Below are 12507 nucleotides of genomic sequence, written 5' to 3'. Positions count from 1 at the left end.
CTCCACGGGTAAGAAGCGTTCATCTGGTCAAGCAGTAAGCATTAGCCCCTGTCCGGCCGCGTGTTGCACGTCGCCAGACCCAGGTTCAAAACCCTGCAAAAAGGCAAGGAGTTTGCGATGGCTGATTCAAGCAAGAAAATGGGCCTGATGGGGCTCACGACGCTGGTAACGGTCAACATGATGGGCTCGGGCATCATCATGTTGCCCACCAACATGGCTCAATTGGGTGCCGTCTCGCTGCTGTCATGGATCTTCACGGCAATCGGTTCGATGGCCATCGCCTACTGTTTTGCCCAGTGCGGAGTCTTCTGTCCGCGCTCCGGCGGTTTGTCCGCGTACACCGAAGAAGCCCACTCAAAGTCGGGTTTTTTCCTCTGTTCTTACCTGTACTTCCTGTCACTGGCCATCGCCAACGTGGCCGTGGCCATTTCGGCGGTGGGCTACATGACCGCCTTCGTGCCCTGGCTGGGTACGGGTGCCATTCCATTGTGCGTCGGCACGATCTCGCTGATCTGGCTGACCACCTTCGCCAACTTCGGTGGCCCGGGCATCACCGGCAAGATCGGCGCGTTCACGGTGTGGGGGGTGATCATTCCGGTCGCGGGCCTGAGCATCATCGGCTGGTTCTGGTTCAAGTCCGATGTGTTGGCCGCTGCCTGGAACCCCAACAGCCTGCCGATTTCCGAAGCCATCGGCAAAGCCATCCCCCTGACCCTGTGGGCCTTCCTGGGCATGGAGTCGGCGGCCCAGGCCACCGATGCCGTGGAAAACCCCAAGCGCAATGTGCCGCTGGCCTGCCTGTTCGGCACCCTCGGTGCCGCCGTGGTCTATGTGCTGTCGACGACTGTCATCCAGGGCATCATTCCCAATGACGAACTGGCCAAATCCTCGGCGCCTTTCGCGTTGGTCTACGCCACGATGTTCAGCCCGATGGTGGGCAATATCGTCATGGCGCTGGCGGTCATGGCCTGTGTCGGCTCGCTGCTGGGCTGGCAATTCACCCTGGCGCAAACGGCCAAGATGACGGCTGACCAGAACCTGTTCCTCAAGCTGTTCAGCAAGGTCAACTCGATGAATGCGCCCGTCGTCGGCATGATTGTCTGTGGTGTGCTGCAGACCCTCATGGCCCTGTCGACCATCTCGCCGGATGCCGCCGCCCAGTTCAGCAAACTGGTCAGCCTGGCGGCGGTTACCAACCTGATCCCTTACATAACGGCGATGACCGGCCTGCTGGTGATCATGCACAAGGCCGGGGTCTCGTCGGGCATTTACTCGCGCAACCTGGTGGTCTTGCTGATTGCCATAACGTACTCCTTGTACGCCCTGTATGCCTGCGGCAAGGATGCGGTGATGGGCGGCACCCTGGTGCTCGCTGTCGGCTACCTGCTCTATGGATTCCTCGCCAAGCGCTTCACCGAAGCGCCAGCGGCCAACCAGGCCAGGGTCGCAAACCCTTAGGCGTGGCCAACAGGACTGCACAGACATCTGCATACGGGGAAACCGGACATGAACGTACCATTTGCCACAACCACCAGACTGCTGCTCGCCTTCGCACTCTCGACGCTGCCGCTAGTGGCTGGCGCCAATACCCTCGAACGTGTGCGCAGCAGCCACACCTTTACCCTGGGCTACCTGCCTGACCTGGCCCCTTTCAGCAAGCAGGAGGGCGACAAGGCCAGCGGTTATGCCATCGACCTGTGCCTGAAAATCGCCGACAAGCTCAAGAGCGAACTGGGCCTGCCCGACCTGCAAGTGCACTATCAGCCGGTAACGGTTTCGGACCAGGTCAGTGCCGTGAGCCAGGGCAAGGTCGATATCCTCTGCACGCCGACAGCGCCTACCCTGGAACGGCGCAAGATGATCAGCTACTCCATACCGGTCTACACCGCCGGCCTCTCGGTGGTGGTGCGCAACGATGCCGGCGAGCCGTTGCTCAACGTGCTCAACGGCAAGGTCGCCAATGCCGGCCCGACCTGGCGCGCCAGCATCAACAACGGCCTGGCCAACCAAACCTACGCGACCCTGGAAGGGGGCGTGACCGAAGACTGGATTCGCGAACAGATGCGCCTGCTCAACGTGATTGCCTCGCTGGTGACCGTGGCCAACAACGACGAAGGCGTCAAACTGGTCTCCGAGGGCAAGGCCGATGCGTTCTTCTCCGAACGCATGCTGCTGCGCAACGAAATCGCCAAGGAAGGCGCCGACAAGAACCTGATGATCCTGGACCGGATCTTCGAGTACTCGCCGGTGGCGATGATCGTGGATCGCAATGACGAAGACTTCCGTTTGCTGGTCGATACGGCCCTGAGTGAAGCCTACTACTCGGGCTACATAGAAAAGGCCTACGACCAGTATCTGGGCGGGAGCAACCTTACCGTGAAGAGATTGTTCAGGGTCTATGCATTGCCCTGATGCCGTCGAGAATCAAAGGCCGCTTGCGGGCGGCCGTTATCGAGCAGGTTGGCGAGCCGCCTCAAACTGACCTGTTACAGTTACCCAGTGCCTGTCCAAGGCACTGCTGCAGGCAAGTAGCAGACTACTCAGGAGCTTTATCATGCGAATCGTCGCAGCCACTGTGTGCACACTCCTATTCTCCCTGGCTTTGCCATCAACCTCCTTTGCCGGCTCCAATTGCGATGATGCGGGCAGTGCAAGTGATGTCAGAAACTGCTTGAAAAACAGCAATGATCAAAAGGGGAAGGGCAATTGCAATGACAATGGCAATTGCGGCAAGGCCAAGGACAAGGCCAAAAATAATAATGATGACGATTACTCGGTCAGTTGCATGGAGATCAATAACCTTACCCTGCGACGTCAGTGCCTTGATAAACGCAGAGATTGAATGACGGGATTGCACCAGCGGATCCAGCAATTGTTGAGCGCCAATCAACTGCGAAATCATGCAGCGAGCTGAGCGTCGCCGACGACCCCCAGCATATGTCGGGTATCGGCCGTTGGCTGCCTGTTGCCCGGATGCCAGACGGTCAACAGGCGCCAATGGCTATCGGCTGAAACGTTCGGCCAGGCTGTGCAGGTAATCGGCCATGACTTCCAGGTCCTGGCTGATGGCGGCGCCTTGCTTGGCCTGCCCGGCGCTGTGATCACACAGTTGGGCAATGCGGGTGATCTGTTGATTGATATCTTCAGCCACGTGACTTTGCTCTTCAGATGCCGAGGCCATCTGCTGGCTCATGCCGGTTATCCGGGTGACAGCCTGGCTGATGCCGACCAACGCCGACTGCACCGCCTCGACACTTTGCATGCTTTCGCGGGAAATCTGCTCGCCACGATTGGCCGTTGAAACGGCGCGATCGGCACCGTCATACAGTGAAGCGATGATGCCGTGGATCTGTTCGGTGGAGGTGCGGGTGCGTTGGGCCAGGGAGCGCACCTCGTCGGCAACCACGGCAAAACCGCGACCTTGCTCACCGGCCCGCGCCGCCTCGATGGCCGCATTGAGCGCCAGCAGGTTGGTCTGTTCGGCAATGGAGGTGATGACATCCACGACACTGCCGATCGATTGCGTTTCGCTCGCCAATGCATTGACCGCCTGGCCAATCTCGTTGACCGCCTCGTGCATGGTTTTCATGGCACTCAGGCTTTGCCGGGCCAACTCGCTGCCGTCACGGGTCAACTGGTCAGCCTCCGAGGCGGCATGTGCGGTGCTGATGACGTTCTGCGTGACTTCCTGAATGGTGGCGGCCATCTGTGAAATGGCGGCGGCAGACTGATCGGTTTCACTGCGCTGGCGATCCAGCGACTGCGCCTGGGAACCTGAAAGCTCCGATGACTGCGCCGCCTTGGCCTTGACATTGACCCCGGCGTCGACCAACCGGCTCAGGGCTGTCTGCAGGCGCGCTTCCTCACTAAGCATGGCCATGTCCAATTGCCCCTGGGGGCCGTGGTTATCGCTGTAGGTGAGCGCGACCAGCGGATCGGAAAAGGCTTTCGGATGCTCGGCCAGGGTGCGCTCGATGGCCCTGCGATTTCGGGACTCGATCAGGTACCAGGCAATACCAAGGCTTGCGATCAGGACCCCTTGTGCCGCCGTTTGAGGTAGCCACTGACTACCCACCAGTGAAACTCCGCCAGCCATCAATAATGGCCATCCCTGTCGGAGTGGCCGGAATATCCGCGCGCTGCGCGCAACGATCGGCTTGCCGGCCCGCATCCTGGAATAGAGCGCTGATGCCCGCCGGACCTGGTCGCGGCTGGGCACCGAGCGGACCGATTCGTAACCACTCATGCGTCCGTTTTCATAGATGGGCGTGACGTAGGCACTGACCCAGTAGAAATCACCATTTTTCGCGCGGTTTTTCACAATACCCATCCAGGGTTTGCCTTGCTTGATGGTATGCCACATATGCACGAATACCCCGGGTGGCATATCGGGGTGTCGAACCAGGTTATGGGTCTGCCCGACCAGTTCGTCGTAGGTGAATCCGCTGATGGCAACGAAGGCGTCATTGCAGTAGGTGATTCGGCTGTCCAGATCGGTCGTGGAGATCAATCGCTGTTCGGTGGGGAAAACTCTTTCATGCTCGGTTACGGGTAAATTCACACGCATACAATGCGACCCCTCGGATTATTATTATGTTGAGCATATAAATCATGAATGCGCCCAGGCATTGCGCCGGCCGGGCCGGGCGTCAGATCGGGGGATTCAACGCGCGGGCCTGAAGAGGAATTTATGGACGGGGGAGGCTATCGACCCTTCATTCGACGACAATTTCTTTTCATTTCATGACAAATCGGCGATATCAATGTGAAATCACTCGTGACGTCGACTTGAGTGGCCCCTGAGCCGCGAATGAGCATCGCAGTCAGAGGCCGCTGATGGAAACCCTGCTTACATGACGCCTGCCGGCTCGTTTCGTGTTTTCAGGCCGATGCGCCCACGCCCTCGGCTTTCTCCTGCGCCGCAACGTCATGCAGGGAAATCCTTGAAGTCTCCGGTAATGCCAGCCCGCCCGCCAATGCGAGCAAGGCAATCGCGATCAGGTAGAACGCCGGCGACAGGTTGCTGCCGGTGGTGCTGATCAGCCACGTTGCCACCAGCGGCGCGGTGCCGCCGAACAGGGTGTACGCCATGTTGTAGGTGATAGCCGAGGCGGTGTATCGAGTACGGGTAGGGAAGGTTTCCGAGAGCAAGGCCGCGGTGACCACGCCACACAACACCGCGCCAATCGCCAGGAGCATGACGCCGACGATGGACGCGGCGAACGAACCGGAACTGGCCATCAGGAACGATGGATACACGACCACGATCAACAGCGCGCAAGCCGTCATCACCGTGATTCGACGCCCGACCCGGTCCGAATACAGCCCGGCCAGCGGGCAGATCGCCGCAGCGAACAACAATGCAATCAGGGACACCAGCAAGGCTGTTGCGCGACTCAGGCCTCCGGCGACTTGCAGGTAGGTCGCGAAGTAGGTGGTGAACATGTAAAACGAAAGCGCCGTGAGTGACACAAAGGCGCCCAGGCAACAGATCGCCGCACCATGGTTGCGCAAGGTTTCCTTGAGTGGGGAGTGGGCGACAGCATGCTCCTGAGTCACTGCCTGGAATGCCGGTGTCTCATCGAGCTTCCAGCGCAGGTAAAGCCCCACCAGGCCCAGAGGCGCGGCAATCAGGAACGGCAAGCGCCAGCCCCAGCTCCCCATCGCTTCGGCGGACAATGACGCCTCGAGCGCGTACGCCACCACGGCGGCCGCGGCGAAGGCGGAAAATGTCGACACCGGAATGAAGCTGCCGTACCAGGCGCGTTTATCACTCGGTGCATGCTCCATCAGGTAGGCACAGGCGCCTGCGTATTCTCCCCCGGCGGAAAAACCCTGGGCGCAACGGATCAGGGACAGAAGAATCGGCGCCATGACCCCAATCGCCGCATAAGTGGGCAACAGTCCGATCAAGGTCGTGGCGCCGGCCATCAGCAGGATGGTCATCGCGAGGGTGCGCTTGCGGCCGATCCTGTCGCCCAGCATGCCGAAGAAAATCCCGCCAAGGGGCCGAAACGCAAAGGCCACGGCGAATACCGCAAAGGTCTTGAGCAGCGCGGCACTGGCATCGCCGCTGGGGAAGAATTGCTGGGCGATGGTCGTGGCCAGAAAGCCGTAGACGGCAAAGTCGAACCATTCGACGAAATTGCCGATGCCGGCGGCCACAATCACTCTTCTCAGCGTTTGCGGGCTGACTTGTTCCATAGTTGCGCTCGTCATGCTTGACCTCGACTGTTCGTCAGTAAGCTATCGATTATCGGGGCAGGCCCTGAGGTGGCTCACTTCAAAAGTGTCACCCACATAGTCAGTACCGACTTCATGCCGTTGAATGAGGCAGGATTCGCGCCAGATTGGCCCAAGGAGGGAAAAGGGCGATTTTTTCGCAAATTTGAAAAGCGTTGGGGGTATTGTCGGTCGCAGGGATCAGATCAATCAGAAGGGATGAAGATGACATTGACTGCCGAAAGCCTGCTCAGGATCGCAATGGCCAACCCGGTAAACGCAGAAATTTCCGCTCGCTTGCCTGAGCTCGGTTTGAACCAATGCCTGCTCACGGCCGGTTGCCTGTTCCAGGCCGTCTGGAATCATCAGGCACAGCGACCGCCGGCGTGGGGTGTGAAGGATTACGACGTCTTTTACTTCGATGATGACCTGTCGTGGGAAGCTGAGAATGAGGTTATCCAGTCAGGTCAGCGTCTGTTCCAGGACCTCGACGTGAACATTGAGATCAAGAATCAGGCTCGCGTCCACCTGTGGTACGGCCAGCGCTTTGGCGGGGATTATCCAAGGCTTCAGTCAGCCAAAGACGGGATTGACCGCTACCTGGTTGCCGGCACCTGCATTGGCCTGGATATCGAAACTGGCGAGGTCTATGCGCCCAACGGCCTGGCCGACACAGAGCACGGGCTACTTCGAATCAATCCAAAGAATCCCAAGCCAGAGCTGTTCGATCAGAAGGCGAGAAGCTATCAGGCTCGCTGGCCGTGGCTCAGGATCGTGGAACAGCAACGTTGAATGGGGGGAGCCGATTGCTGCCGGTCGCGTCGGGCTTCAAACGCCCCCCCTTAACGACCGAGTGCCTCTTTTAACACACGCCGCTGCTGCTTTTTCGCAGCGAGAAATGACTCGGTGCTACCCCATACCAGCGCTTGAATGCCTGGGAAAAACTCGACAGGTCGCTGAAACCCAGTCGCTCGGCAATCTCGGTGAGGCTCAGGCGTTCGTCGTTGAGCATTTCGATGGCACTGTGGCTGCGGGCTTCGGCCAGCAAGGCACGGAAAGTGGTGCCTTCATCGTGCAGGCGGCGCTTGAGGGTGCGTGTGCTGACGTGGATCAGGCGGGCCATGGCGCACAGGTCCGGTGGCGTGTTGTCGGTACTGGTCAGGTAGTGCTGGACCAGCGCCGTCATGCCGGAACGGGCGATCCGCCGCTGCATCAACTGTGTGCACATCTGCTCGCACATGCCCACTGTGACGGCGTTGGCTTGTGGCAAGGGGCGCGCAAGGAATGAGCGATCAAAGGCCAGGCTGTTGCTGCTGGCTGCGTAGGCAGGCGCCAGCCCCAACAAACGGTCGTTATCGCACTCGTGAGCGGGACCTGCGCGCAGCGTGAAACGCGACAGCGAAAAGTCATCGCCCCCCAGTTCCTTGAGCAACAGCGCCCCCGCAGCCATGTCCCGGGCCAACAGAAAATCCCGCAGGTCGGGTGCCAGCCCGGGCGTGGCGAAAGTCAGCACACCTTCACTGCCTTGCTCTTCATAGGTCACCACGGTGAATGCGTAGGTCAGTGGCAAAAAGCTCAGTGCCAGGGCTAGTGCATCCCCGGTGGTCGCGCTGCTGATCAGGCCGTAACCGAACAGGCCGTAGGTCGAGAAGTGGTAGCGTGCACCGACTTCGAAGCCAAGACCCGGAGGATGACCGAGCAACTGCAACAGATTGCCGGTCACCCGCAGTTCCTGATCGGCAGTCAGCTCCAGATTCGGGTCGGCCAGTTGCGCTGCCGTCAGCCCCGAACCGGCCAATATCGCGCTGGCCTCCAAGCCTTTTTCGACACCGAACTCCACCAGCAGCAAGGCGCTGGCCGGGCCACGCAGAAAATCCCGAAAGCTCATGCCGATGTGCCTGTGGCGAAAAGGTTGGCCCGAATAATAAAACAATTGTCCCATTCCAGCATTCGGTTCTTTATCAATGGCCGTCACCATCCTTTGCGCACGGTTTGTCGTTTAACCATCAATAAAAGGCCGTTGCGGCACCTGGCGAAAACCAGGAGGCGCAATTGTGTGTTGTCGGGTAACCCCGCAAATCTCGCACTGCCTTGCACAAGGGAGAACAACAATGAAAAAGACCTTCGATTACATCGTAGTGGGCGGCGGTTCCGGTGGTTGCGTGGTTGCCGGTCGGCTAAGCGAAGATCCGGACGTCAGTGTCTGTTTGCTCGAGGCCGGTGGTGGCGGGCAGTCCAGCCTGGTCAATATCCCGGCGGCGATGGTGGCAATGGTGCCGACGTCGGTGAATAACTGGGCCTTCGACACCGTCCCGCAAATGGGGCTGGAAGGGCGCAAGGGCTACCAGCCAAGGGGTAAGGCACTGGGAGGTTCCTCTGCGATCAACGCCATGATCTACGTGCGGGGTCATCAATGGGACTACGACCATTGGGCCGCCCTGGGCAATACCGGTTGGGGGTTCAAGGATGTCTTGCCGTACTTCCGTCGCAGCGAACACAACGAGCGCATCGGCAACCACTTGCATGGGCGGGGCGGGCCGTTGTGGGTCAGCGATTTGCGTTCGGACAATCCATTCCAGCAACGTTTTCTGGAGGCGGCCCGCGAGTCCGGTTTGCCGCTGAACGACGACTTCAACGGTGAGGAACAGGAAGGCGTTGGCATCTATCAAGTCACGCAAAAGCACGGTGAGCGCTGCAGCGCGGCGCGGGCGTATCTGTTGCCGTATGTGGGCGTGCGCAACAACCTGACCGTCGAAACCCGGGCCCAGGTGCAACGCATCTTATTTGAAGGCACTCGCGCCGTGGCTGTCGAGGTGCTGCAAAACGGCCTGGTTCGCACCCTGCGCGCCAGGCGGGAAGTCATTCTCGCCGCCGGGGCTTTCCAGACCCCGCAACTGTTGATGTTGTCGGGCGTGGGGCCGAAAGAGGAACTGCAACGCCACGGCATCCCGCTCTTGCAGGACTTGCCTGGTGTCGGGCAGAACCTGCAAGACCACCCGGACTTCGTTTTCGTCTACAAGACCTCAAGCCTGGATGCCATGGGTGTTTCACTTGCAGGCAGTACCAGAATGCTCAAGGAAGCCGGCCGTTTTCGCCGGGAACGTCGAGGCATGCTGACCTCGAATTTTGCCGAGGGCGGAGCGTTTCTCAAGACGCGCGAAGGGCTGGATAAACCGGATATTCAATTGCATTTTGTCGTGGCTCCGGTGGAGGACCATGCGCGCAAGTTGCGCCTGGGCCATGGGTTGTCGTGCCACGTTTGCCTGTTGCGTCCGCGCAGTCGCGGAACCGTATCTCTGGCCAGCAAAGACCCGCAAGCGGCCCCGCTGATTGATCCGGCGTTTCTTCAGGACCCGCAGGACCTGGAAGACATGGTCGCGGCATTCAGACTGACACGCCGTTTGATGCAGGCACCGGCCCTGGCCAACTGGATCACCCGCGACCTGTACACCGACGGGGTCGACACCGACGAGCAGATCCGCACCGTACTGCGTCGTCGTACCGACAGTGTCTATCACCCGGTGGGCACTTGCCGCATGGGCGATGACCCACTGGCCGTGGTCGACGCACAACTTCGTGTACACGGTCTGCAAGGGCTGCGAATCGTCGACGCATCGGTGATGCCTACCCTGGTCGGCGGCAACACCAACGCACCGACCATCATGATCGCCGAGAAAGCCGTTGATCTTATTCGCGGTATTGGGCGGGTGTGTTCCTCCGCCCGGACTGAAACGACAGCCACCACTGAAAACAACAATGAGGCATCTTATGTCGTTGCATGAAGTTGGAACCGGCAGTCAGTCGGCAACAGCCTTGAGCGCCATCATCATCGGCAGCGGTTTTGCCGGTATCGGCATGGCCGTTGCCTTGCAAAAGGCCGGTGTGAAGGACTTTGTGATCCTGGAGAAGAAACAGGACGTCGGCGGTGTCTGGCGGGACAACAGTTACCCCGGTGCCGCGTGCGACGTACCTTCGCACTTGTATTCGTTTTCGTTTGAGCCGAACCCGGACTGGAGCAGGGTGTTCGCGCCCCAGGCCGAGATTCATGCCTATCTGCGGCATTGCGCTGACAAGTACGGGCTGGACAAGCACATTCGTTTCGGCGCCGAAGTGGTGTCCGCCGAGTTTGATGAACGCACCTCGCTGTGGCACGTGACTCAGCAGGATGGCAGCGTCCTGAGTGCATCGCTGTTGATCAGTGGCACCGGTCAGTTGAGTCGCCCGGCGTTCCCGAAGCTGGCGGGTATGGAAACCTTCAAGGGACACGTGTTCCACTCGGCGACCTGGGACCACGGCTATTCGCTGGCTGGCAAACGCGTGGCGGTGGTCGGCACCGGTGCATCGGCCATTCAGTTCGTGCCGGCGATTGCCGGGACTGTCGGGCACATGAAAGTGTTCCAGCGCTCGCCGGCGTACCTGATGCCTCGACCGGATCGGGCTTACTCCGAGCGGGCCAAATCATTGCTGCGCAACGTGCCCTGGATGATGACCGCGTACCGTGCCTCGATATACATGCGCTACGAGTCCCGGGCGCTGGCGTTCACCCGATTCAAGGGCTTGATGAAGTGGGCGGTGGGAATTCCGTTCCGTCGACTGTTGTCCGAGCAAGTGCCGGACCCGGTACTGCGCAATAAACTGACCCCGGATTATCCATACGGCTGCAAGCGTATCCTGCTGTCGAGCGATTACCTCAAGGCCATGAGCCGGTCCAACGTGGAGTTGGTGACCGACGGCATTGCGCGAGTCACTGAAAGCGGCATTGAAACCGTTGACGGCCAGCGGCATGAAGTCGATGCGATCATCTACGGCACGGGGTTCGCGGCTACCGAGTTTCTGTCGCCAATGCGTATCGTCGGGCGCAATGGCGTGGACCTTAACCATACCTGGCGCGATGGCACCCGCGCGTATCTGGGGCTGACGGTTGCGCAATTCCCCAATTTCTTCATGTTGTATGGGCCCAACACCAACCTGGGCCACAACTCGATTGTCTACATGCTGGAAAGCCAGATCGCCCACGTCATGCGCTGTTGGCGCGCGATGAAGGGCAACGGCGCCAACACCGTGGAAGTCGACTCCAGCGTGTATGAGCGCTTTCATGGGCAGGTCCGGCAGCGCCTGGTCAACACGGTGTGGAACGGCTGCAAGAGCTGGTATGTGGATGACGCTGGCAACAACAGCACCAACTGGCCTGGGTTCACCTTGAGCTATCGCTGGCTGACGCGGTTTTCCGGGTTGCATGCATACCGCTTCACACGCGAGTTTAAAGGCGGCGCGACCGTTGGCGAATCCCGCGACTGGGCGGAAACGTTGAGCGCCGGATTCCTGAGGGTTTTTTTGCGCACCACGTTTCGCTCTCTGATCGGGCCTGGGTTGGCTGCGCCAGCGCAGAGAAAGGTCGTGAGCCTATTGTCCAGGTTGATGCCTGGCACTGGCGGCGTGATTCGTTATCGTCAGCAGGCAAACGGCGTTCCCGTGCAAGTGGTCGCACCGAAGCAGGGTGAAAACGGCGGGGTCATTCTGTACCTGCATGGCGGGGCGTTCTGCCTTGGCTCGCCGGATACACATTGGAGCATCACCAGCCGCTTGGCCAAGACCTCGGGGATGTCGGTGTGGGTAGCTGATTATCGCCTCGCGCCAGAACATCCTTGCCCGGCGGCATTGGACGATGCGCTGGCTTGCTATGAGGCACTACGGGCTCAGGGGTATGCCGCTGACCGAATCTTCCTGGCCGGTGATTCGGCGGGCGCCTCGCTGGTGTTGGCTCTGGCGCTCAAGCTGCGTGATCTGCATCCGCATTTTGCCGCCGGCATGCTTCTGTTGTCGCCAGTGGCTGACGAAAGCCTGAGCGGTGCTTCCATGGTTTCGCGGGTCGAACAGGATCCGATGATCCGTCGCGGCTGGCTGGAGCAGGGGCTGGGCTGGTATGCCGGTACGCAAGTGATGGACTGTCCGCTTGAGGTGGACCTGCAAGGGCTGCCGCCGATGTTGATCCAGGTCGGTGACCATGAGCTGTTGTTGTCTGACGCCACCCGATTGGCCGAGCATGCGCTTGACTGCGGGGTGAATTGCCGCCTGGAGGTGTATGCCGCACGCTGGCACGTGTTCCAGTTGCAAGCCTTCTACCTGCGTTCGGCGGCCAAGGCGTTGAAGACCCTCGGCGCATTTGCCCGGGAGCAACTGGCACGCACGAAGCCTGAAATGACGTAAAGCCAAAAACACAAAAGCCCGCCATTCTCTTGAGGGTGGCGGGCTTTTCGGCGTTTTATCGGGCGTTCTTGCTCGCTG

8 protein-coding genes and 2 pseudogenes are annotated in these 12507 nt (G+C 59.9%); 5 read left to right on the top strand and 5 right to left on the bottom strand.

Translation table 11 applies throughout. The features are described from left to right. Positions 1-117 precede the first annotated feature (117 nt). Complete coding sequence (gene potE, locus ACM6G4_RS20630; RefSeq protein ID WP_056724945.1) at positions 118-1458, top strand: putrescine-ornithine antiporter; 1341 nt, start codon at positions 118-120, stop codon at positions 1456-1458. Between the two features lie 48 nt (positions 1459-1506). Further along, the gene (locus tag ACM6G4_RS20625; RefSeq protein WP_056724943.1) at positions 1507-2412 is read left to right on the top strand and encodes an amino acid ABC transporter substrate-binding protein; all 906 of its coding nucleotides are present in this window, start codon (positions 1507-1509) and stop codon (positions 2410-2412) included. Positions 2413-2608: 196 nt separating this feature from the next. Here ACM6G4_RS20625 and ACM6G4_RS20620 read toward each other — a convergent pair whose 3' ends face one another. The 4 genes and pseudogenes from ACM6G4_RS20620 to ACM6G4_RS20605 all read right to left on the bottom strand — a co-directional run bounded on the left by ACM6G4_RS20620 (position 2609) and on the right by ACM6G4_RS20605 (position 6219). Continuing rightward, entirely contained in the window at positions 2609-2902 is a 294-nt protein-coding gene (locus ACM6G4_RS20620) for a hypothetical protein (protein ID WP_414914494.1), read from the bottom strand. Positions 2903-3001: 99 nt separating this feature from the next. Continuing rightward, positions 3002-3976 (bottom strand): annotated as a pseudogene (locus tag ACM6G4_RS20615) (methyl-accepting chemotaxis protein); the annotation flags it as partial. Positions 3977-4258: 282 nt separating this feature from the next. Further along, positions 4259-4567: pseudogene (locus tag ACM6G4_RS20610) on the bottom strand (PAS domain-containing protein); the annotation flags it as partial. Positions 4568-4881: 314 nt separating this feature from the next. After that, positions 4882-6219, bottom strand: coding sequence for an MFS transporter (locus tag ACM6G4_RS20605; RefSeq protein WP_056724938.1), 1338 nt, complete (start codon positions 6217-6219; stop codon positions 4882-4884). A gap of 228 nt (positions 6220-6447) precedes the next feature. Here ACM6G4_RS20605 and ACM6G4_RS20600 point away from each other — a divergent pair, with 228 nt between their 5' ends. Continuing rightward, entirely contained in the window at positions 6448-7014 is a 567-nt protein-coding gene (locus tag ACM6G4_RS20600; protein ID WP_409079229.1) for a nucleotidyltransferase family protein, read from the top strand. 70 nt (positions 7015-7084) lie between these two features. On the opposite strand, the gene ACM6G4_RS20595 is transcribed toward ACM6G4_RS20600, so the two are convergent. Then, complete coding sequence (locus ACM6G4_RS20595) at positions 7085-8110, bottom strand: AraC family transcriptional regulator (RefSeq protein WP_056725112.1); 1026 nt, start codon at positions 8108-8110, stop codon at positions 7085-7087. A 223-nt stretch (positions 8111-8333) separates the two neighbouring features. Here ACM6G4_RS20595 and ACM6G4_RS20590 point away from each other — a divergent pair, with 223 nt between their 5' ends. Both ACM6G4_RS20590 and ACM6G4_RS20585 read left to right on the top strand, forming a co-directional pair. Continuing rightward, positions 8334-10004 (top strand): GMC family oxidoreductase, encoded by a 1671-nt coding sequence (locus tag ACM6G4_RS20590; RefSeq protein WP_056724936.1) that lies wholly within the window; start codon positions 8334-8336, stop codon positions 10002-10004. Next, positions 9991-12429: an alpha/beta hydrolase fold domain-containing protein gene (locus tag ACM6G4_RS20585; RefSeq protein ID WP_414914493.1), complete on the top strand. Its 2439-nt coding sequence runs from the start codon at positions 9991-9993 to the stop codon at positions 12427-12429. Before ACM6G4_RS20590 ends, ACM6G4_RS20585 begins: the two co-directional genes overlap by 14 nt. Positions 12430-12507 lie beyond the last annotated feature (78 nt).

The organism is Pseudomonas sp. IT-P258, from assembly GCF_949767825.1.
Taxonomy (GTDB): Bacteria; Pseudomonadota; Gammaproteobacteria; order Pseudomonadales; family Pseudomonadaceae; genus Aquipseudomonas; species Aquipseudomonas monachiensis.
Note: the sequence above shows the minus strand (reverse complement) of the source record. Positions and strands in the feature narration are given on the sequence as shown.